The organism is Halomonas sp. DN3 (assembly GCF_024137905.1).
Taxonomy (GTDB): Bacteria; Pseudomonadota; Gammaproteobacteria; order Pseudomonadales; family Halomonadaceae; genus Halomonas; species Halomonas litopenaei.
The window spans coordinates 1164234-1186891 of record NZ_CP099965.1; the positions used below are offsets into that span (position 1 = coordinate 1164234).

Sequence of the window (22658 nt, forward strand, 5' to 3'; positions counted from 1 at the left end):
TGGCTGACCACGGCGCTTGCGCCAGAATGTGCGCCGCGCATAGATATTCCAATTTCGGCATAGTCGAGGAGACGGCCTATGGGTGACGCCCTGGAGGGGGTGCTGTTGGTGGCCTTCGATCTGGATGGCACCCTGATCGATTCGGTCCCGGACCTGGCAGCGGCGGTGGATGCCGCCTTGATCGACGTCGAACTGGCGCCGGCAGGCGAAGCCAGGGTGCGCGACTGGGTCGGCAATGGTGCCTTGGTGCTGCTGGAACGTGCCCTGACCGATGCACTGGGCGAGGCCCCCAGCGAGGTGCTGTTGAAGACCGCCCACGAGCGCTTCCTCGAGCACTACCATCGCCGTCCCTGCGACAGGACGAGGCTCTATCCGGGGGTGACGGAGACCTTGAAGCGGCTGTTCGGGCGGGGTCTGATCCTGTGTCTGGTCACCAACAAGCCCGAGGCCTTCATCCACCCGATCCTCGAGCATCTGGGTATCGATGGCTTCTTTTCCGCCTGCCTCGGTGGCGACACCCTGCCTCGTCGCAAGCCTGACCCCATGCCGCTTCGACACCTGTCCCAGCAGTTCGACGTCTGTCCCTCGTACTGTCTTATGGTGGGCGACTCCCGTCACGATGTCGCGGCGGGCAAGGCCGCCGGTTTCCGTACCGTGGCGGTGCCTTACGGCTACAATCACGGCGAGCCGATCAGTCTGAGCGAGCCGGATCTGGTGGTTGAATCGCTGGAACAACTCGTTTAGGGTTTTTTGGCATGACACTATCGCTAGCGTCATGCCGATAAATCCTCGCTATTGCAGGTCTTGCCAGGCGCCCGTCACAGGGAATCCCGTCGTGTGGAATCCGCGAGCGCGGCGCACGGGTCTCGCGGTAGCGGTCTGTCACTCGTTGGCTTCATTCATTCGTTTCGCTGGTGGACTGCCCATGGCCCAGCCTTGCTTCTCCTCGATGTCCTGTCCGCATCTGTCTGCGTCGCTGCCTACGACGTCCTGCGGTTGGCGATGGTGACCGTTACTCCGTTCTTGTCGTTGTCACTTTCGTCTCTTGAATTGAGGATCTGGGCATGATGACCCCCGAGCGTTTCGACGAGCTGGCCCAGGCCGGCTACAACCGTATTCCCATCACCCGCGAGATGATGGCCGACCTGGACACGCCGCTGTCCACCTATCTGAAACTGGCCGATCAGCCCTGGACCTTTCTGCTCGAGTCGGTGACCGGCGGCGAGAAGTGGGGGCGTTACTCGATCATCGGTCTGCCCTGTCGCGAACGCATCGAGGTGCGGGGCTATCAGGTTCAGCATATTGTCGATGGTGACGTGACCGGCGCCACCGAAGTGGAAGATCCGCTGGCCTGGATCGAGGAGTTTCAGCGTCGCTTCAAGGTGCCGGTGCTCGACAACCAGCCGATCTTCGACGGCGGACTGGTGGGATACTTCGGCTACGACACCATCCGCTATATCGAGCCGCGCCTGGCCGGTGTGGAGAAGGACGACCCCATCGGGGTGCCGGACATCCTGTTGATGGTGTGCGATGAGCTGGTGGTGTTCGACAACCTTTATGGGCGTCTGACCCTGTGGACCCACGCCGATCCTTCCACGCCCTCGGCCTTCAGCGCCGCCCAGGCCCGGCTGAGCGCCCTGGAAGACGCCCTGCGCAGCCCGCTGTCGGTGGCCTCGCGAGTGCCCGGTGACGCACGCCCGGCGGTGGAGGAGGGGCACTTCACCTCCGGCTTCACCGAAGAGGGCTTCAAATCGGCGGTGGAAAGGATCAAGGAGTACGTGCTGGCCGGCGACGTGATGCAGTGCGTGCCGTCCCAGCGCATGTCGATCGAGTTCCAGGCCGAGCCGCTGGACCTGTATCGGGCTCTTCGCAGCCTCAATCCGTCGCCTTACATGTTCTTCTTCAACCTTGACGACCACCATGTGGTGGGTGCCTCGCCGGAGATCCTGACCCGCCTGGAGGATGGCATGGTGACGGTGCGTCCGATCGCCGGCACCCGGGTGCGCGGCAAGACCGAGGCGGAGGACAAGGCGCTGGAGGAGGACCTGCTGGCCGACCCCAAGGAAGTCGCCGAGCACCTGATGCTGATCGACCTGGGCCGCAATGACGTCGGCCGCATCTCCGAGACCGGCAGCGTCGAGGTGACCGATCAGATGGCCATCGAGCGCTACTCCCACGTCATGCACATCGTCTCCAACGTCACCGGCAAGCTGAAGCCGGGCTACAGCGCCATGGACGTGCTGCGCGCCACCTTCCCGGCGGGCACCCTGTCCGGAGCGCCCAAGATCCGCGCGATGGAGATCATCGACGAGGTCGAACCGGTCAAGCGCGGCGTCTACTCCGGGGCCGTCGGCTACCTGTCCTGGCATGGCAACATGGACACCGCCATCGCCATCCGCACCGCGGTGATCAAGGACGGTCAACTGCACGTCCAGTGTGGCGCCGGCGTGGTGGCGGACTCGGTGCCCCAGTCCGAGTGGGACGAGACCCTGAACAAGGGGCGTGCGCTGTTTCGTGCCGTGGCCATGGCCGAGCAGGGACTGCGCTGAGTTCGGCCTGACATCCGCTTGACAGCCATGACCACGACACACACTATAAGCCCATGATGAATATGACCTCCGCACCGTCCCGTGATCGCCAGCAGTGGTGGCGCCCCTTCGACTGAAGCGGGCGGAGGAACCCTGAGCGCCGGGGTGTCGCGGACCACGGTCTGGACAACGACGGTCAGGACAGCGAAAGTGCCGCCCGCGAGGCGGCATTTTTGTGTGTGGGTCGTCTCGCTGGGTGAAGCCCAATATTGAATCCTGGAGCCACCATGATCTTGATGCTCGATAACTACGACAGCTTCACCTACAACATCGTCCAGTACCTAGGCGAACTGGGCGCCGAGGTGGTAACCCGACGCAACGACACCATCAGCCTCGACGAGATCGAGGCCATGGCGCCCAGCCACATCGTGGTGTCGCCGGGGCCCTGCACGCCCAACGAGGCCGGCATCTCGCTGGAGCTGATTCGCCACTTCGCCGGCAAGCTGCCGCTGCTCGGTGTGTGCCTCGGCCACCAGGCCATCGGCCAGGTGTTCGGCGGCAAGGTGGTCCGTGCGCCCCAGGTCATGCACGGCAAGACCTCCGACATTCGCCATGCCGGACAGGGCGTGTTCAAGGGCCTCGATGATCCGCTCTCGGTGACCCGCTACCATTCGCTGGTGGTGGAGCGCGAGAGTCTGCCGGAGTGTCTCGAGATCACCGCCTGGACCGATGACGACGACGTCACCCCCGGCCTGATCATGGGCCTGCGCCACAAGGAGCTACCCATCGAAGGGGTGCAGTTCCACCCGGAATCGATCCTGTCGCGACAGGGACACGAGATGCTGGCCAACTTCCTCGAGCGCCACTGACTACCATCAGGAGACTTGCATGCAGATGACCAATGCCATCGCGGCGGTGATGCGCCGGGAGAACCTGGGCCGAGAGCAGGCCTATGCGGTGATGCGCACCATCATGACCGGCGAGGCCAGCGACGCCCAGGTCGCTGCCTTTCTGATGGGGATGGCGATGAAGGGCGAGACCGCCGAGGAAATCAGCGGCTGCGCCCAGGTGATGCGCGACCTGATGACGCCGGTAACGCTGTCCTGCGACAACGTCGTGGATATCGTCGGCACCGGTGGGGACGGCGCCAACCTGTTCAATGTATCCACCGCCTCGAGCTTTGTCGCCGCCGCCGCCGGCGCCCATGTGGCCAAGCACGGCAACCGAGGGGTGTCGTCGTCCTCGGGCAGTGCCGATCTGTTCCAGGTGGCCGGCATCGGCCTGGATCTGGACGCCGAACAGGTGGGCCGCTGCATCGAGGAGGTCGGCGTCGGCTTCATGTTCGCGCCCAACCACCACCCGGCCATGCGTCACGCCATCGGTCCGCGCCGCGAGATGGGCGTGCGCACCCTGTTCAATATTCTAGGGCCGCTGACCAACCCTGCCAGTGCGCCCAATCAGCTGCTCGGCGTCTACCACGCCGACCTGCTGGAGTTGATGGTGGAAGTGCTGCGTCAGCTCGGCAGTCGGCATGTGCTGGTGGCCCACGCCGAAGACGGCCTGGACGAAATCTCGCTGGCGGCGCCGACCCGCATCGCCGAACTCAAGGATGGCGAGATCCACCGCTATACCCTGACCCCCGAGGATGTCGGTATCGAGCGTCAGTCGCTCGCTCCGCTCAAGGTCAAGACCGCCGAAGACAGCCTGCGTCTGGTCGAGAAGGCGCTTTCGGGTGAGGGGCCTGCGGCGGATATCGTCGCCCTCAACGCCGGCGCCGCCCTCTACGCCGCCGACGTGGCCGATTCCCTCAAGGAAGGCGTGCTGATGGCCCAGGACGCCCAGGGAACCAGGCTGGCGCTGGAAAAGATGAAGGAACTGGCCCACTTTACCCGGGTGTTCGCTCAGTAGGACCTTTCTGAAAAGAGCCCGACGGGCCGCAAGGAGAATCACAACATGGCCAATGCCACCCCGACGATCCTCGAGCGAATCCTCGAGCGCAAGGACGAGGAGGTCGCCAGCCGACGCCGCCAGGTCAGCGAGCAGGCGCTGCTCGCGCGTGCGCGAGAGCAGGATGCACCGCGCGGTTTCGTCATCTCGCTGGCCGAGCGGATCCGCGACGGCGACGCCGCGGTGATCGCCGAGGTCAAGAAGGCGTCACCCTCGAAGGGGCTGATCCGTGAGGATTTTCGCCCGGCCGAGATCGCCGCTCAGTACGCCCGGGGTGGGGCGGCCTGCCTCTCGGTGCTGACCGACGCTGACTTCTTCCAGGGCCATGAGGACTACCTGATTGCCGCCCGCGAGGCGTGCAGTCTGCCGGTGATCCGCAAGGACTTCATCGTCCACGGCTACCAGGTCAGCGAGGCGCGGGCCATCGGCGCCGACTGCATCCTGCTGATCGTCGCCGCCCTGGAGGACGCCCAGATGCGCGACCTGCACCAGCAGGCCGGCGAGCTTGGCATGGACGTGCTGGTGGAGGTCCACGACGCCCAGGAACTGGAGCGGGCGCTGGCGCTCGATCTGGATCTGGTCGGGATCAACAACCGCGACCTGCATACCTTCAATACCCGACTCGAGACCACCCTGGAACTGCTGCCGCGGATTCCGCCCGAGGTCACGGTGATCACCGAGTCCGGCATCCACAGCCGCGACGATGTGCTGCGCATGCGCGAGAACGACGTCCACGGCTTCCTGGTGGGCGAGGCCTTCATGCGCGAAGAGGACCCGGGCGAGGCCCTGCGGCGACTGTTCTTCTGAGTCCTGTACTCGCCTGAAGACACCTCGGGCCGGTCATCGACCGGCCCGAGGTGTTTTTATTTCCGACTACTTTGCCGGTCTGGCATGACCAGGCGGATCACATGATCGCCCTTGCGTGGTGTCAGCGGCGCGTCGGCGGTGGCGATGCGCGGCCGCCCGGAAGTGCCGACACAGATCAGCGGCGCCGAGTCGGTATCGCCGGGGAAAGCCCCCTGACGTCTCGCGCTGGCGACGTCCCTGGCCTGGAGGGGCGCTTGCCGGGTGTCTGTGCTGTGGGCGTGACCTGGGCGTCTTTCTCCCCTTTCTCCCCTTTCTCCACTTGCACGCTTGTCGCCGCTCGCGCGCAGCAGCGCCCGTGAGCGGGGTGCTTCGTCGAGCCGTTCGACCTCGAAGCGAGCCCCACGCTCGACCAGGCTCGAGAGCTGGGCAAAGGTCATCTCGCGGCCGAACAGATAGGGAACATGCTCGATGGCGGTGGCGTGCTGGCGCCGGGCCTGGCGCCCCAGGTTGACCGCCAGGCGGAACACCTGGCCCTGGCCCAGCAGATGCTCGAAGTGCAGCGCGGCCAGATCATTGAGCTCTCGGTAGGGTGACAGCGGCATCAGGTAGCCGATACCGCTCAGCTCCATATGCTGGGCAGCGTGTTCAGACAGCGGGTCACCGTAGTAGGCCGAGAGCCCCTCGGCGCGGGCGGCCTGCACCGCGTCCCAGCTCGAGTCGGTCAGCAGCACGCCGAGTCGGGCCTGGCGCAGACAGTGGGCCATCTGCCGGGCCACCGGGTTGGCGCCGATGATCAGCACGCCGTGGGCCGAGGGACGGCGCACCTTCAGCCAGTCGCCCAGCGGGCGAGCCAACAGACTCTGGGACACCACCGTGGCGATGATCACCAGAAAGGTCACCGGCACCAGCCGGTCAGCGCCGGGCACACCGATCTCTTCCAGCCGCAACGCGAACAGCGAGGCCACCGCGGCGGCGACGATGCCGCGGGGCGAGATGAACGCCAGCAGGCTCTTCTCGCGCCAGTCCAGGCCGCTGCCCAGGGTGCACAGCCACACCGCCAACGGACGCACCAGCAACAGCAGCACCGCCAGAAAGGCCCAGGCCGGCCAGCCCAGCAGCGCCAGCTGCTCGACCGTCAGGCGTGCCGCCAGCAGGATGAACAGACCCGAGATCAGAAGGATCGACAGGGTCTCCTTGAACTCGATGATCGGCCGGGTGGGCACGCCACGCATATTGGCGAGCCAGGCGCCCATTACCGTCACCGTCAACAGGCCCGACTCGTGAAACAGGGTGTTGGACAGGGTGAACAGACCGAGCATGGTCATCAGGGTGCCGAAGCTGTGCAGTCGTTGAGGCAGCAGGTGCTGGCGCAGCACCTGGCCCCATAGATAGCCGCCGGCGACGCCGAAGCCGAAGCCGATCAACGCGGTCTGGGCGAACAGCATCAGGGTATGCGGAAGCGCCTGGGTGCCGGAGCCCAGAGCGACAAATTCGTAGACCAGCACCGCGCCGATGGCGCCCACCGGGTCGATCAGGATGCCCTCCCAGCGCAGGATCTGGGTCAGGTGCTCGCGGGCGCGCAGGGTCTGCAGCAGCGGCAGGATCACCGTCGGGCCGGTGACCACCAGCAGCGCCCCCAGCAGGCTCGCCATCTCCCAGCTCAGGCCCAGCAGCCAGCGGGCAGCCAGCGCTCCGCACAGGGCGGTGATCAGGGCGCCCCAGGTAACCAGCCGACGCACCGTGCGGCCATGGCCACCCAGCTCGCGAAAGTTCAGGGTGAGGCTGCCCTCGAACAGGATCACCGCCACCGCCAGTGACACCAGCGGGAACAGAAGCTCGCCGAACAGGGCGTCGGGGTCGAGCAGGCCAGTCACCGGGCCTGCGGCAATGCCGGCGATCAACAGCGTCAGGATGGCGGGGACCTTGAGGCGCCAGGCCAGCCACTGTGAGCCCAGCGCCAGCAGGCCAACGGCCGCCAGGGTGAGTCCGGCATGCTCCATGGTCGGTCGACTCCGAAACGGGAAAAGCCGCGCAGCGTACTGACGCGGCGTCGATCATGCAAACCATCGCCATCATAGGCGTCAACGATGGTCTGACTCAGCTCGCCCGACGAAGTGCGCCGAGCAGCGCCTGCAGCGGATGCGGCAGCTGGCTGTCGGAGAAGCGTCGGGCCTGGCTGCGACAGGAGTAGCCGGTGGCCAGCAGGCGACCGCTGCCGCCGTGCTCCTGCACCACCGGTTCCCAGGACTGGGCGTAGATGGTACGCGAGGTCGCAAGGTTGCGTGCCTCGTGGCCGTAGGTGCCGGACATGCCGCAGCAGCCGGAGGGCAGCGGCGCCAGGCGCAGCCCGAAGCGTTCGAACAATTGCTGCCAGGCCTTGGGGCTGCCCGGCGCCTGGGTCTTCTCGGTGCAGTGGGACAGCAGCTGGAAGGGGGCTTCCTCGCTCAGGTCGAGTCCCGAGGGCACCAGCGAGGCGCCCAGACTCGAAAGCCACTCCTGCAGCATCAGCACCTCAGGCACCGCCTGCTCACCCAGTGCCTTCACGTACTCCTGGCGATAGGTCAGGGTCATCGCCGGGTCGATGCCCACCAGCGGCACGCCGCTGGCGGCCAGGGTGGAGAGCTCTCGGGCACGCTTGCGGGCGGTGCGCTCGAAGGCGCCGAGAAAGCCCTGGACGTTGAGCGGCTTGCCGTTGGGCTTGTAGGGCGCGACGAAGACGCGGATATCGAGGCGCGACAGCAGCTCCACCACGTCGGCGACCAGTCTGGCTTCGAAGTGGCTGGTGAAGGCGTCCTGCACCAGGATCACGCTGCGCGCCTTCTGGCGCTCGCTGAGGCGTCCCAGCGTCAGCGGGGTGGCCTCGGCCACGCCCCAGGCCTTGAGCTGCTTCTTGAGCCGGGCGCGTGACAGCCGGGGGCTGTCGACCATGCCGAGGCCGCGGGCCATCAGCCGGTCCACCAGGCGGTTGTCGAGTGCCGCGTTGTAGGCCGGGGCCAGTGGCGCCAGCGCCGGCAGCAGGAATTCGAGCCCGCCGATCAGGTAGTCGCGCAGCGGTCGCAGGTAGCGTCCGTGGTAGACCTCGAGGAACTGAGAGCGGAAGGCCGGGACATTGACCTTGATCGGGCACTGGCCGGCGCAGGACTTGCACGCCAGGCAGCCGGCCATGGCGTCGTAGACCTCGTGGGAAAAGTCGTCCTTGCCGCGCAGGCTGTTGAGCGCGCGGCGGGGCAGGTGGGCGAGCCAGCCGAGCGCGGTCTCATCCTTCTTGCGCTGTGACTCCTCGACCACGTCGATGCCGGCCTTCCCCTGCAGGCGCAGCCATTCGCGCATCAGGCTGGCGCGGCCCTTGGGCGAGTGCACACGATCCCGGGTGGCCTTCCACGACGGGCACATGGCGTCGTCGGGATCATAGTTGTAGCAGGCGCCGTTGCCGTTGCAGTAGACGGCGTCGGCGTGGGCCTGCCATACCCGCTCGTCGATCTGACGGTCGAAGTCGCCGCGCATGGGCACCGCGTCGATGGCCAGCAGGCCTGGGTCGCTGAGGCTGGCGCCGGGCTCGGGCTGACTGTTGGCCGCTTCGTCGGTCTCCACCAGCGGCGTGGCGATCTTGCCGGGATTGAGCTGGTTGTGCGGGTCGAAGGCACCCTTGAGGCGTCGCAGGCTGGGGTAGAGCTCCCCGAAGAAAGCTGGCGCGTACTCCGAGCGCACACCCTTGCCGTGCTCTCCCCACAACAGGCCGTGGTAGCGCTGGGTCAGCGCCGCCACCTCATCGGAGATTTCGCGGATCATCGCCTGCTGGCGCGGGTCCTTCATGTCCAGCGCCGGGCGCACATGCAAGACCCCGGCGTCGACGTGGCCGAACATGCCGTACTCGAGCCCGCGGGCATCGAGCAGGGCGCGGAACTCGGCGATGTAGTCGGCCAGGTGCTCGGGGGGGACCGCGGTATCCTCGACGAAGGGCAGCGGGCGCTTCTCGCCCTTGACGTTGCCGAGCAGGCCCACCGAGCGCTTGCGCATGGCGTAGACCCGACCGATGGCGTCACGGCCGACGGCCTGGGTGAAGCCCAGGCGGGTGACGCTGGTGTCGCTTTCGAGTCCCCGGCAGAAGGCGTCGACCCGGACCTCGAGGCGCTCGGGGTCGTCGTCGTTGAACTCCACCAGGTTGATGCCCTCGATGGCCGGGCCGTCATCCACCGGGAAGAACTCGGCCACCGAGTCCCACACGAAGTCCTCCATGGCGAGCTTCAACACCTTGTCGTCCACGGTCTCGATGGAGGTGGGGCGAAGCGCCTGCGGCTTTTCAGGTGACGAGCCGCCGGCCATCAGCGCCTTGGCGTCGGCGAGGGCCGCCATGAAGCTCGGGTAGCGCACATTGACCAGGATCGAGTGGCGCGGGATCGGCAGCACGTTGAGTACCGCCTCGTTGGTCAGCGCCAGCGAGCCCTCGGCGCCGCACAGCACGCTGTTGAGGTTGAAGCGGCCGTCGTCGTCGCGAAGGTGGGCCAGATCGTAGCCGGTCAGGCAGCGGTTGAGCGGCGGGAAGATTTCCTCGATGCGCTCGCGCTCCTGCTCGATGATCTTGCGGGCGGCGCGATAGGCGCGGCCTCGGGCCGAGTCCTCGGCGCACAGGGTCTCGAGTTCGTCCTCGTCGACCGCGGCGCTGATCAGGCGCTCGCCGCCGATCAGTACGCTGTCGAGCTCGAGCACATGGTGGCGGGTCTTGCCGTATTCGCAGCTGCCCTGGCCGCTGGCGTCGGTGGCGATCATGCCGCCGATGGTCGCCCGGTTGGAGGTGGACAATTCCGGTGCGAAGAACAGCCCATGGGGCCTCAAGGCGGCGTTGAGCTGGTCCTTGACCACCCCGGCCTGGACCCGTACCCGGCGGTTGTCGACGTCGATCTCGAGGATCTGGTTCATGTGCCGGGAGACGTCCACCACCAGGCCGTCGCTCAGCGACTGGCCGTTGGTGCCGGTGCCGCCACCACGTGGTGTCAGGGCCACCTTGCGGAAGGTTTCCCGCCCGGCGAGCCGGCCGAGCAGCTCGAGGTCAGCTGCGTGACGCGGAAACACCGCCGCCTGGGGCAGGCGCTGGTAGAGCGAGTTGTCGGTGGCCAGTACCGTGCGGCTGGCGTAGTCCGGGGCGATTTCGCCCTCGAAACCTTCCGCCTTCAGGGCCTTGAGAAAGTCGACATAGTGCTGGTCCAGTGGGGTCGCGGCATCAGCTAGGGGCAGTGGTGCGATCATGGTCTCGGTCGATACAGGCCCCGCGGCGGCGCGGCTGGCGCTATCGACAGGGCAGGAGAATGGGAGGGCGTCCACTTTACCGCGTCTCGGGGGGTGGGTGCATCCCGATCGCGAGAGAAGCGGGCGCTCGCCCCCGGTCGATGGCGCCGCCTCTCGCTTTTGCCTACAATGTGTCGCCTGCGCGGAGGGTGGTCCCAGGGCACACCAGCGGGGCGCTTTTCGGCAGTCCTCACGGTGGGGCCCGAGAGCAGCGTCCGACGCTGGCGATGGTGACGCACGGCCCCAGGTGACGCCTTCCGCATCCGACATGTTCTTTTCACTCAGGCGACGGACCAGACTCCATGCTCGATCCGAAACTGCTGCGCGGCGACCTCGATACGCTCGCCCAACGACTGGCCACCCGCGGTTACTCTCTCGACAGCGAGGCGCTTGGCTCGCTGGAATCCCGCCGTCGCGAGCTGCAGACCGAGACCGAGCGTTTGCAGAACGAGCGCAACACTCGCTCCAAGGCGATCGGCAAGGCCAAGGCCGCCGGCGAGGACATCCAGCCGCTGCTCGACGAGGTCAGTGACCTGGGCGAGCGCTTGGACGCCGCCAAGGTGGCGCTGGCCGAGGTGCAGGGCCAGTGGGAAGACATCGCTGCGGGGATTCCCAACCTGCCCCACGCCAGCGTGCCCGAAGGCGCAAGCGAAGACGACAACGTCGAGGTGTCGCGCTGGGGCAACCCCGGCGAGTACGCCTTCGAGGTCAGGGATCACGTCGACCTGGGAGCCAAGAAGGGCGATCTGGACTTCGAGGTTGCCGCCAAGCTGACCGGCGCTCGCTTCGCCGTGATGCGCGGGCCGATCGCTCGCCTGCACCGCGCCCTGACCCAGTTCATGCTCGACAAGCAGACCCTGGAGCACGGCTACGAAGAGTGCTACGTGCCCTACATGGTCAACCGGGACTCGCTCTACGGCACCGGCCAGTTGCCCAAGTTCGGCGAGGACCTGTTCAAGCTCGACGACGAGCGCGAGTTCCACCTGATCCCCACCGCCGAGGTGCCGCTGACCAACCTGCTGCGTGGCGAGATCGTCGACGCTGGCGCCTTGCCGTTGAAGCTGACCGCCCATACTCCCTGCTTTCGCAGCGAGGCAGGTTCCCACGGTCGCGATACCCGCGGGATGATCCGCCAGCACCAGTTCGACAAGGTCGAGATGGTCCAGCTGGTCGATCCGGCCAAGAGCTACGAGGCGCTGGAGGAAATGCGCGGCCACGCCGAGGCGATCCTTCAGGCGCTCGAGCTGCCTTATCGGGTGGTGACCCTGTGCACCGGTGACATGGGCTTCTCCGCCGCCAAGACCTACGATCTCGAGGTCTGGCTGCCGAGCCAGGACACTTACCGTGAGATCTCCTCGGTGTCCAACTGCGAGGACTTCCAGGCACGCCGCCTGCAGGCGCGCTTCCGCGCCAAGGGTGAAAAGAAGCCGCAGCTTCTGCACACCCTCAACGGCTCCGGTCTGGCGGTGGGGCGCTGCCTGATCGCGGTGATGGAAAACCACCAGAACGAGGATGGCTCCATCACCGTTCCCGAGGTGCTGCGTCCCTATATGGGCGGGGTCGAGCGCATCAACGCTTGATCCGTCCTTGAGAGGGGCAGGCGCGCTTGCCCTTGCTCAAGCCCTTGCTTAAGCACAAGCAAAAGCAAAAGCCCCGGTGGTCAAGACCACCGGGGCTTTTGCGTCACGGGCTTTTTACGTCACGGGCTTTTTACGTCACGGGGTTTTACGTGACGGGCTTTCGCGTAACGAGCTTGGGCGTAACGGGCTTAGGCGACATGGCACCGGACCCCGGCCGCTTTCCGTTGGGCGGGTGCGACTCGTTGGCCACCGATGCCATGGCCGTCGGGCTGACGTCGCCGCTATCGTCATTGCGGCGCAGCCGGGACCTGCTGGCGATCCTGATCGATATCCGCGGTTGCCTCGGCCAGCCCCCAGCGGACCTGGACGCCGGCGTCGATGGTGAGGCTGCCGGGGCTGTAGTCGGCGTTGCCGCCGCTTTCGGCCATGTCGGCGCGCATCGCCATCATGCGTGGCTGAAACACCGGGGCGTTGGTCTCGCTGACATGGATCACCTCACCGAGCTCCACTCCCAGGGCGTCCGCCATCAGTTCGGCCTTGGCCCTGGCGCGCTCGAGCGCCTGGGTCAGAGCGCGGTCGCTGGCCGCGTCGCGGTCGGCAAGATCGTAGCTGACGCCGTCCAGTGCATTGACGCCGGCTTCGGTCAGGGCGTCGAGCAGGGTCGGAAGGCTATCGAGATCGCTGATCGCCAGGGTTACCGGACGTTCAAGGCGAGTACGTACCATGGGGATGGGGTTGTCGTTGCCCTGGCGTGTTTGATGCAGCATCTCCTGCTGTACCCGCAGCGATCCGGCGTTGATCGCCTCGCGGGAAAGACCCGCGTCTTCCAGCGCCGAGATCAGCTCGGCGGCACGATCCTCCAGGCGTTGGCGGGCTTCAGCCAGAGCCTGACCGTGGTCACCACTGTCCTTTTCCTGGGCGATGGCCGGTGTCAGCTCCCACAGTCGGGCGTTCAAGGTCGCCTCGTCCGGAGCGACCTTGAGCTCGGACTGGGCCTGGATATCCAGATAGCGTGGCGTGGGTGACTCGGCGGCCAGGGAGGGCGTGGCGGCCAGAGAAGCCAGCGCCAGGCCGAGCCCCACCGTCGCCAGCCGGTTGAGGTGGCGCAGGCGAAGGCTCGGCATCGCCCGTGACCGGGCGGAGGGAGTGACGAGTGACATCGGATTCTCCTTGTAACGTGGGGGATGAACGACAGGGCGAACAACAGGGGGCGCGTCGCAGACAAGTCTGACAGGTACCCGCACCGGCCAGGGCCTACTGACTGGGACGGTGTCCTCGGCGAGACGTTCCCGGATCTCAAGCGTCTCCACGATCCTTGCATGGTTGAGGCTGGGCCGGCCAATGTCGCCGGAGTGATACACGGAACATTGGCAATGTTGCGCCATGTGTCATGATTCTTTGTGCTGAAACGATTGGCGGGGCATGATGGCGCCGATAACGCCGTCGAGCCGACGGCTGGTTAACGAGAGGAGCTACCGTCCATGGAAGATGAAGTCGAGGCGCAGGAGCGCAGGCTCCCCTTGAACCTGACGCTGGCCCTGGCTGCACTGGTGGTCATCGTCGCCGGCATGCGTGCGGGTGCAGACCTGCTGGTGCCGGTGCTGCTGTCGCTGTTCATCGCGGTGGTGTGTACCGCCCCGGTGCAGTGGCTGCACGAGCGGGGGCTGGGCTTGAGACTATCGGTATGGGTCACGCTGGTGGTGATCGGCGGCATGCTGATCCTGTTGGCGCTGTTGCTGGCCAATAGTGTCGGTACCTTTGCCGAGGCCTTGCCCGGGATCGAGGAAAAGCTCTACGAATACTACCTGCGCCTGCTCGATGGACTGGCCAGCATGGGGCTTGCCATCGACACCCAGCGGCTGGCCGGGTTTCTCGACACCCAGAAGCTTGGCGAATGGCTTCCGGCACTGCTCAGCCAGCTCGGCAATCTGATGATGCAGAGTGTCGTGGTGGCGCTGCTGGTGATGTTCATGCTGTTCGAGACCCTGAACTTCCGCGACAAGATATCCCGGGCGCTGGCCAACCCCGCCCCGAGCCTCGAGCGCTTCAACGAGTTCAGCCACACCCTCAAGCGTTACCTGGCGGTCAAGACCGTGATCAGCCTGGTCACCGGGGCCCTGGTGTGGGTGGCCTGTCTGCTGGTGGGGGTCGACTTCCCGCTGCTGTGGGCGGTGCTGGCCTTTGCGCTCAACTATATCCCCAACATCGGTTCGGCCATCGCCGCGGTGCCGGCGGTGCTGCTGGTGCTGGTGTCTCCGGACGGGGGCATGGGCGATGCGTTGCTGCTGAGCCTTGCCTATCTGTCGATCAACTTCGTCATGGGCAATCTGGTCGAACCGCGGGTCATGGGGCGGGCGCTGGGATTGTCCACCTTCGTCGCCTTTCTGTCGCTGGTGGTGTGGGGCTGGATCTTCGGGGTCACCGGCATGTTGCTGTCGGTGGTGCTGACGATGACGTTGAAGATCGCCCTCGACAGCCACCCCCAGACCCGCTGGATGGCCCACCTGCTGGGACCGGCCAAGGGTGGCCCGGTGGAGGACGCCAGCCGGCCACTGGCCGAGCGTGCTCGCATGAGCAAGCTGAAACGCAAGGTTGAATCGGTCCAGCGCAAGTAAACCGACCGGGCGCATAAGCCAGCGATATGGACCACCTGAACGCAAGCGAGCCAAGGACGGGGTTATGGCGCCTTCTCGGGCGGTGGGAACACCACCTCCATGCCACGGGCGTCGAGCTGACGGATGTCCTCGGGGCTACCGTCCTCGGCCAGGGTGACCAGACCGATGCCGGGCCCGTTCCACAGGCGTTCTCCGGCCTTGGCTCGGTCCGGGTCCCTGGGCTCCACCGCCATGGGCCGGCGCTGGGTAAACCAGTTGAGCGGCGAGCGTGGCGAGTAAAGCCAGCGATTGAGACGATCGAAGGTATCCAGCAGAGTGTCGGGAAAGCAGTTCTTGAGGCCGCTGGAGGTGATCTGCCAGATCATCGGGCCCTGGTGCCGGTGACGGATACGCACGTCGTAGACGAAGGAGTAGTGCACGTCGCCAGACAGGATGACGTAGTGCCCCGGGGTCCGCGAGTGGCGGAAGATGTTGAGCATCACGCTGGCGGCGCCACGATGGGCCATCCAGTTCTCGGCATCCACCAGCAGCGGTTTGCCCGCCAGGGTGAACAATTTCTGGATGGTCTCGATCAGCTTGACCCCGAACATCGGCGCCGGAGAGACGATGACCGCCGACGGCGCGTCGATCAACTCCTGCTGAAATTCCGATAACGCCTCCCAGTCCATCAGGCCGGAAGGCCGTTCGGGCTTGCGCCCGTTGCGCCAGCGTCGGGTGCGGGTATCCAGCACCACCAGGCGTGGACTGCCCTCGACCTGAAATTCCCAGCCCTCGAAGCGAAAGAGGCGCTCGAGACAGGCATCCTGCTGATCCTTGTCGAGCCAGCCTTGGTTATCGTTGGCGTCGCTCAACAGCGCCTGGGCTTCGTCCAGCGGTGTCTTCAACCGCTCGGGGGCGTTGCCCCAGCCCTGACACAGCAGATAGGCCAGCAAGGCATTGCCGATGATGCGCTTGGAGAAGGGGTGGCCGTAAGCCGTGCTTTCCCACTGCGCGGTAAGGTTCCAGTCGTCGGTGACGTCGTGGTCATCGAAGATCATCAGGCTCGGCAACTGGGCCATGACGCGGGCGGCGGCAGGCAGGGTAGCGACGAAGTCGTCGATGATCCGGGCCTGGTCGTCGTAGGTCTCTCGTCGCTCTTCTTCAAGCGCAGGAGGCTGGCACTCGATGAGGCGCCACGGCGTCGGCGACCAGACCAGCAGGTACATGGCCACCATCTCGGCGAAGGTCATCAGGTGATTGGCGGCGCTGGCCGACGTGAACACCGGCTTGCGAACGCCCCCGAAGAAGCGATCCTTGAGGGCAGCCGAGCTCTTGACGTCGGGCAGCAACTCTTCGCGTCGATAGTAGCTGAAGGGGCTTGCGTAGAGCGATTGGCTGTCGTCGATGGTCGAGCCCTCGAGGGTCTCGTCGAACAGCCCCAGGCGCTCGATCAGCGCGTGTATCGCCACCAGCAAGGGGCCGGCGACGTCATCGGCGTAGATCTGGTCGCCGGTCATCAACAGCCAGGCCGGCCACTGTTCGGGACAGTCGAGACGCTGGGCGAGCCAGCTGTCCAGATGGGCCAGGCCGTCCGGGCCATCGTAGTGAGGACGACGGCAGGAGCCGTGCAGCAGGCGTCGGTGGCTCGATGCCAGCACGAATGCCGGCGTCTCGTGCCCTTCATGGCACAGATGGGGCGCCAGCTCGCCGAGTGAGGTTTCGCGCTCGTCCGTCACCTTGAGGTCGTAGTCGATCCGGGTGTCCTGGGGCAGAGGCTCATCCAGCGGTGCATCGATCAGGTAGAGCAGGGCATGGCGGCCCAGTGGCACCAGCCGGTAATCGTCCTCACCAAGCGGCTGTCGGCGAGGCGACTCGCCGCTGGGTGACAGCTCGAGGGTCAAGCTGAGCGGACGGCTCGCCACCAGCCAGATGCGCAGACGTTCGGGACTCAAGCGTCGCAGGATGGGGCCGGCGAGGATAGCGGGAAGGTCGTCGGGAGACGTTCCGGTGTCGGTCATGGCGGTCCTGTGTCGGTTCGCTGTCGGTAAGCCCCTTTCCGGGGGGAGACCTCGCGCATGGCGAATACATCAAGAGTATCAACGGTAAGCGGCAAGGAGGCCAGAGCGCCGGTGTATGCCTTGCAGACTGTTCCCGAGGTGGCCGTTGAGCTGACTGGTCTGGTAGCGCTTGTCTTGACCTGGCTGCGCGAGTGGTCCGGGTCAGCACCTGGCAAATGCTAGCATCAAGGATGAGGAACGCGTCTTCCCGGGAGACTCCCATGGTTCATGAACATCGAACGACCGAAAGCGCCAGAGCGGACGGCCCTGCTCACCAGCACGCTGAGCGGGACAAGCATCGGCACGATCCCCACGGCCATGACGCGCACAGCCATGGCCATGGCATTGGCCATGTGCACACCGACAGCCAGCGTCGGCTGGCTTGGGGCATCCTGCTGACCGCGTCCTTCATGGTGGCCGAGGTGGTCGGAGGTGTTGTCTCCGGATCGCTGGCGCTGCTGGCCGACGCCGGCCATATGCTCACCGACAGCGCTGCCCTGGTGCTGGCCTGGTTTGCCGCCCGCCTCAGCAAGCGACCTGCCGACGACGCCCGCAGTTTTGGCTATGACCGGGTGCAGATCCTCGCCGCCTTCGTCAACGGCTTGACCCTGATCGCCATCGTGGTCTGGATCTCGATCGAAGCGGTCCGCCGCCTGCTGAGTCCGGTCGAGGTGCTGGGGCCTGTCATGTTGACGGTGGCGGTGGCGGGACTGCTGGTCAATATCGTGGTCTTCGTGATTCTTCACGGCGGCGATCGCGACAATCTGAATATTCGCGGTGCTGCGCTGCACGTGCTGGGCGATCTGCTCGGTTCCGTTGCGGCGATCGTTGCCTCGCTGGTGATCATGGCGACCGGATGGACGCCGATCGACCCGCTGCTGTCGGTGCTGGTGGCGCTGCTGATCCTCAGGAATGCCTGGACACTGACGCGCCAGAGCGGGCACATCCTGCTGGAAGGCGTTCCGGAATCCCTGGACATCGATGCCATGAAGCGGGCCGTCGTCGAGACGGTACCGGCGGTATGCGACGTTCATCATGTTCACGCCTGGTCGCTGACACCCGGACGGCATCTGGTGTCGATGCACGTCGGCGTGCGCTCGGGAGAAGACCACCAGACAACTCTGGTGGCAGTGCGGGAGGTGCTGACCCAAGGGTTCGATATCGAGCATGTCACGATGCAACTGGAAGAGGTGGGAGACTGCGTCGACCATCGCTGAGCAACACCACTGCATGAAGTCAGGCAGGCGCAAGGCAAGCCGATAGGGAAGAGCGGCTGGGCGCCCCCCTTGGAGGCAGGGAGGGCGAGGATGGTCGGCGACTAGAGAAGCTTGGTCTGTCGCAGACTGTGCAGGGCGCAGGGGGCATCGAAGCTGTGAGCATCCGCCAGATCCCAGAACTCACGATACAGCGGATGGTTCTTGGCACCGCCCTCCAGCAACTCCTTGGGTGCCAGGCTGTCGATCAGGCTGATGTAGGGTAGCGCCTTGCCATTGGAGAGGCGCCTGATGATGTGTTCGGGGCCAAGTTCGCTGGGGTGATGCAGCCCAGCAGCCTCCAGCATCTCGCACAGGGCGAACTTGGTATTGGCGTGGAAGTTCTTCACCCGCACCGACTTGTCCTCGACGTCCAGGCGGTTGCCGCGGGCCTTGTCCTGGGTGGCGACCCCGCTGGGACACTGGTCGTTGTGGCAGCTCTGGGCCTGGATGCAGCCCAGCGAGAACATGAAGCCACGGGCCATGTTGACCCAGTCGGCGCCCAGCGCCAGCGTACGGGCGATGTCGAAGGCGCTGATGATCTTGCCGCTGGCGCCGATGCGAATCTCGTCGCGCAGTCCGGCGCCGACCAGGGTGTTGTGGACCAGGATCAGGGCGTCGTTGAGCGGCATGCCGAGGCGGTTGATGAATTCCAGCGGAGCGGCGCCGGTGCCGCCCTGGCCACCGTCGACCACGATATAGTCGGGGCGGTCGCCGCATTCCAGCATGGCCTTGACCATGGCGAACCATTCCCAGGGATGGCCCAGGGCCAGCTTGATGCCCACCGGCTTGTCGCCGGAGAGGGTGCGCAGCTCCTGGATGAAGTGGATCATCTCGCAGGGGGTGGAGAAGGCGGAGTGCTTGGACGGCGAAAGTACGTCCTGGCCTTCGGGCACGCCGCGAGTCGAGGCTATCTCGGCGGTCACCTTGGCCCCGGGCAGGATGCCGCCATGGCCAGGCTTGGCGCCCTGGGACAGCTTGATCTCGATCATCTTCACTTCTTCACGACGGGCATTCTCCTTGAACTTGTCGCGATCGAATCCACCGTCGTCGCGACGACAGCCGAAGTAGCCGGAACCGATCTGCCACACCAGGTCGCCGCCGCGCAGGTGGTAGGGCGATATCGCCCCTTCCCCGGTGGTGTGGTAGAAGCCCCCGAGCTTGGCACCTTCGTTGAGGGCGCTGATGGCATTGGGCGACAGGGCACCGAAGCTCATGGCGGAAATATTGAGCACGCTGGCCTTGTAGGGCTTGGCGCGATGCTCGCCGACGACCACACGGAAGTCATGATCGGTGATCTCCACCGGTGACAGTGATGGCCCCATCCACTCGTAGCCGGGGGCGTTCATGTCCCTGAGCGAGCCGAAGGGCTTCTTGTCGATGGTGCTCTTGGCCCGTCGATAGACCAGCGAGCGCTGCTCGCGGGAGAAGGGCGACTCGAAGGTGTCCGCCTCGATGAAGTACTGGCGGAACTCGGGCCCGATGGATTCCAGGAAGTAGCGTATATGCGCCAGGATCGGGTAGTTGCGACTGACCGTGCGGCGACGCTGGACGATGTCATAGGTGCCCAGCGCGGTCAGGGCGCCAAACACCAGCACCCCCGTCAGCCACCATAGTGACGCCAGCATCCCGAGCAGGCTGACGATCAGGCCGGCGACGGCGATGTAGTAGGCGCCGAAGCGGGTCGAGGCGTGGCGTGAAAGGTACGAGGCCATGTCGTTCTCCCTGAGTCACGGTTTTCTTGTGTTCTTTACTCATGCAAGCACATTACCTGTCACCGGCATAGGGCACGCGGCACCGGGTGACGACCAGGCACAGTGGAGCAAAAGGCGGAGGCATGGCTCAGGCGGGAGGCCGTGCTCAAGGCGGCCGCCGGCCAGTCGTGAGGTGCAGCAGCAGGTGACTGCAAAGCGTCATCGTCTCGTAACCAAGTGCAAATAGTGTTTGACCTGAGCGCCAAGACGGCGCATGCTGCTCGCAGTTGGTTAGCAAGTTGAACGTCTCAGAGGTCATCGAAGCATCCTGGCGACGATGTTCCGGGGGAAGGTTTCTTGTTTTACCCACTGCAACTCGGGTATCTCCCGGTAATGTATATACGCTAGTCGAGGATTCGATCATGGCAACTGGTACCGTCAAGTGGTTCAACGACACTAAGGGCTACGGCTTCATCTCTCCGGACGACAACGGTGACGACCTGTTCGCTCACTTCTCCGAGATTCAAGCCGACGGCTTCAAGTCCCTGCAGGATGGCCAGAAGGTCTCCTTCGAGGTGACTCAGGGCAAGAAAGGCCTCCAGGCTTCCAACATCAAGGTCATCGACTAAGTCGATCGCTTGATGGCCGCTCAGGCGGCATGATGCATCGCACTTGATGCATGGAAAAGGCTCGCTACGGCGGGCCTTTTTGCATTTCTGATGTGTCGTTCTGCGCCCCGGGTGGGGGCCGGTAAAGGACACCCGCAAACGGGGTGAATCTCTCGCAAAGGCGCTGTGGCATAGGGTGAAGGCCTTATATGCCTGAAAGAGATAAAAAAATAATACATTGTAACTATTTAGAATAAGGTGAGGGAGGCACAATAGGCTGATTCTCTTCAGCAAGGCCACCTCATGTCGCTGGATGCCTGGATCGCCCTTTCCGTTGCCTGTGCCGTCTTCCCGTTGATGGCGCTGACCCGTCTCGGCCCCGACATGGTGCTGATGGGGGCTCTTGTGGTGCTTCTGAGCCTTGGGGTCATCGACGCCGAGCAGGCGTTGGGCGGTTTTTCCAACAGTGGCCTGTTCACGGTCGCCTTCCTCTACATCCTGGTCGCCAGTCTGCGTGATACCGGTGGTATCGATCTGATCATTCGTCACGTGCTGGGACGCCCCTCCGGCGAACGTCACGCCTTGTCACGCCTGGTGTGGCCCGTCACCGCCGTCAGCGGGCTGCTCAACAACACGCCGGTGGTGGCCACCTTCATCCCTGCGGTGATCAGCTGGGGGCGTCGCTTCTCGATTGCCCCGCAGTTGTTGCTGATGCCGCTGAGCTTCGCTTCGATCCTCGGCGGCACCGTCACCCTGATGGGTACCAGCACCAATCTGGTGGTGCATTCGCTGATGCAGGAGCGCTTCCCGGACCTCCACCTGGGGCTGTTCGAAATCGCCTGGGTGGGCGTGCCCATGGCGCTGGTTGGGGTCGTCTACCTGCTGGTAGTAACGCCTCGTCTGCTGTCCAGGCGCCCCGGCAGCGAGGAGGCCTTCGCCAACCTGCGCGAGTTCACCATCGAAATGGAAGTGGATCCGCAGGGGCCGCTGGTCGACCGCACCGTCGAAGAGGCCGGGCTGCGGCATCTTTCCGGGCTCTTCCTGGTGGAAATCGAACGCGGTGGCAATGTGGTCAGCGTGGTGGGGCCGGGTGAACGTCTCAAGGGCGGGGATCACCTGGTCTTTGCCGGCACCACTGAGGGGGCCGTGGAATTGCAGCAGATGCGCGGTCTGAGGCCATCCCGTCCGGGGGAGTCGCATCTTGAGAAGGAGTTTCGCGAGCGCCGCCTGGTGGAAGCGGTAGTCTCCGACCAGTGCCAGTTCATCGGGCAGAAGATTCGCGACGGCCATTTTCGCACGCTCTATGGCGCCGCTGTGCTGGCGGTCTGTCGTGGCGGGCGCAGGGTGGCGGGTAGCCTCGGACAGATTCGTCTGCAACCCTCCGATGTGCTGTTGCTCGAGGCGCGCCCGGCCTTTATCGAACGTCATCGACAGTCTCAGGACTTCCTGTTGATCAGCCAGGTCAATGGTCAGGCCAGGCCAGCCTTCGATCGAGCGCTACGCGCCTGGGCGATCCTGGCGACGGTGGTGGTGCTGGCCTCCACCGGACTGATGAGCATGATGAACGCCGCCATGCTGGGCGCCACGGCAGCCCTGTTGAGCGGCTGTGTCAGCGTCCGCAGTGCCCGTCGCGGCATGGACACCCAGGTGTTACTGACCATCGCCGCATCCTTTGGCCTGGGCGCCGCACTGCAGACGTCCGGGGCAGCAGATGTGGTGGCCCGTGGGCTGCTGAGTGTCGTCGGCGACAGTCCCTGGGCGCTGCTGGTGGGCACCTACTGTGTGGTAGCGCTGCTGACCTCGCTGGTGACCAACAATGCCGCAGCGGTCATTACCTTCCCCATCGCCATGGCTGGGGCCGAGAGTCTCGGCGTCAATCCCTTGCCCTACGTGGTCGTGGTGATGTTTGCCGCATCGGCCAGTTTTCTCACCCCGATTGGCTATCAGACCAATCTGATGGTCATGGGCCCCGGTGGCTACCGGGTTCAGGATTACCTCAAGCTCGGCGGCCCCCTGAATCTACTGACCGCGGTGGTGGTGCTGGTGCTGACACCCTTTTTCTGGCCGTTCTGAGGCTTGTCTGAAAAGTGCCTGCACTCGGTAATACGGCGTTAAAAATCGGCTGGTGCGCCAGCCCGGTCAACATACTCATTTACACCCCGTAAACTGCGCTGTCTCACCGATTTTTGCCTTGTCTAACCTTCGCTCGTCGATTTTTCAGATTAAGCCTGAGACCCCTTGTGTGCTTCTCGGTAGCCGGGTCGCTTTACTTGTTTGGCTCGTCCCCTCTGGCGCATTGCGGTAGGC

General features: G+C 65.1%; 15 protein-coding genes. 10 read left to right on the forward strand and 5 right to left on the reverse strand.

Features of this window, described 5'->3' with window-relative positions; all coding sequences use genetic code 11:
* Positions 1–78 precede the first annotated feature (78 nt).
* The 5 genes from NKF27_RS05215 to trpC all read left to right on the forward strand — a co-directional run bounded on the left by NKF27_RS05215 (position 79) and on the right by trpC (position 5282).
* Positions 79–744 (forward strand): phosphoglycolate phosphatase, encoded by a 666-nt coding sequence (locus NKF27_RS05215; RefSeq protein WP_253555594.1) that lies wholly within the window; start codon positions 79–81, stop codon positions 742–744.
* A gap of 323 nt (positions 745–1067) precedes the next feature.
* On the forward strand, positions 1068–2549 hold the full coding sequence (gene trpE, locus NKF27_RS05220; protein WP_045993597.1) for an anthranilate synthase component I: 1482 nt from the start codon (positions 1068–1070) through the stop codon (positions 2547–2549).
* A gap of 266 nt (positions 2550–2815) precedes the next feature.
* Positions 2816–3397 carry an aminodeoxychorismate/anthranilate synthase component II gene (locus NKF27_RS05225; RefSeq protein WP_045994387.1) on the forward strand — a complete coding sequence of 194 codons (582 nt, stop codon included), beginning with the start codon at positions 2816–2818 and terminating at the stop codon, positions 3395–3397.
* A 19-nt stretch (positions 3398–3416) separates the two neighbouring features.
* The gene (gene trpD / locus NKF27_RS05230) at positions 3417–4436 is read left to right on the forward strand and encodes an anthranilate phosphoribosyltransferase (protein WP_045994365.1); all 1020 of its coding nucleotides are present in this window, start codon (positions 3417–3419) and stop codon (positions 4434–4436) included.
* A 45-nt stretch (positions 4437–4481) separates the two neighbouring features.
* Positions 4482–5282, forward strand: a complete 801-nt coding sequence (gene trpC / locus NKF27_RS05235) for an indole-3-glycerol phosphate synthase TrpC (protein WP_108131493.1) — start codon at positions 4482–4484, stop codon at positions 5280–5282.
* Between the two features lie 56 nt (positions 5283–5338).
* Here the strand turns inward: trpC and NKF27_RS05240 are convergent, their stop codons facing one another.
* Complete coding sequence (locus NKF27_RS05240) at positions 5339–7282, reverse strand: sodium:proton antiporter (protein ID WP_253555596.1); 1944 nt, start codon at positions 7280–7282, stop codon at positions 5339–5341.
* Positions 7283–7379: 97 nt separating this feature from the next.
* Positions 7380–10526: an FAD-binding and (Fe-S)-binding domain-containing protein gene (locus tag NKF27_RS05245; RefSeq protein WP_253555597.1), complete on the reverse strand. Its 3147-nt coding sequence runs from the start codon at positions 10524–10526 to the stop codon at positions 7380–7382.
* A 341-nt stretch (positions 10527–10867) separates the two neighbouring features.
* Between NKF27_RS05245 and serS the strand changes: the two genes are divergently transcribed.
* Entirely contained in the window at positions 10868–12145 is a 1278-nt protein-coding gene (gene serS, locus NKF27_RS05250; RefSeq protein ID WP_253555598.1) for a serine--tRNA ligase, read from the forward strand.
* Between the two features lie 287 nt (positions 12146–12432).
* Here the strand turns inward: serS and NKF27_RS05255 are convergent, their stop codons facing one another.
* Positions 12433–13305 carry an SIMPL domain-containing protein gene (locus tag NKF27_RS05255; RefSeq protein WP_253555599.1) on the reverse strand — a complete coding sequence of 291 codons (873 nt, stop codon included), beginning with the start codon at positions 13303–13305 and terminating at the stop codon, positions 12433–12435.
* A 321-nt stretch (positions 13306–13626) separates the two neighbouring features.
* Here NKF27_RS05255 and NKF27_RS05260 point away from each other — a divergent pair, with 321 nt between their 5' ends.
* Positions 13627–14760, forward strand: a complete 1134-nt coding sequence (locus NKF27_RS05260; protein ID WP_045994370.1) for an AI-2E family transporter — start codon at positions 13627–13629, stop codon at positions 14758–14760.
* Positions 14761–14822: 62 nt separating this feature from the next.
* On the opposite strand, the gene NKF27_RS05265 is transcribed toward NKF27_RS05260, so the two are convergent.
* On the reverse strand, positions 14823–16757 hold the full coding sequence (locus NKF27_RS05265) for an alkaline phosphatase D family protein (RefSeq protein WP_108131497.1): 1935 nt from the start codon (positions 16755–16757) through the stop codon (positions 14823–14825).
* A 260-nt stretch (positions 16758–17017) separates the two neighbouring features.
* On the opposite strand from NKF27_RS05265, the gene NKF27_RS05270 reads away from it, so the two are divergent.
* Positions 17018–18013 (forward strand): cation diffusion facilitator family transporter, encoded by a 996-nt coding sequence (locus NKF27_RS05270; RefSeq protein ID WP_253555600.1) that lies wholly within the window; start codon positions 17018–17020, stop codon positions 18011–18013.
* Between the two features lie 101 nt (positions 18014–18114).
* Here the strand turns inward: NKF27_RS05270 and NKF27_RS05275 are convergent, their stop codons facing one another.
* A complete protein-coding gene (locus NKF27_RS05275; protein WP_253555601.1) occupies positions 18115–19764 on the reverse strand; it encodes an FMN-binding glutamate synthase family protein in 1650 nt (549 codons plus the stop codon).
* Between the two features lie 401 nt (positions 19765–20165).
* Here NKF27_RS05275 and NKF27_RS05280 point away from each other — a divergent pair, with 401 nt between their 5' ends.
* Both NKF27_RS05280 and NKF27_RS05285 read left to right on the forward strand, forming a co-directional pair.
* Positions 20166–20372, forward strand: a complete 207-nt coding sequence (locus NKF27_RS05280; protein WP_045994373.1) for a cold-shock protein — start codon at positions 20166–20168, stop codon at positions 20370–20372.
* 282 nt (positions 20373–20654) lie between these two features.
* On the forward strand, positions 20655–22424 hold the full coding sequence (locus NKF27_RS05285; RefSeq protein ID WP_222569209.1) for an SLC13 family permease: 1770 nt from the start codon (positions 20655–20657) through the stop codon (positions 22422–22424).
* The last annotated feature ends 234 nt before the right edge of the window (positions 22425–22658 follow it).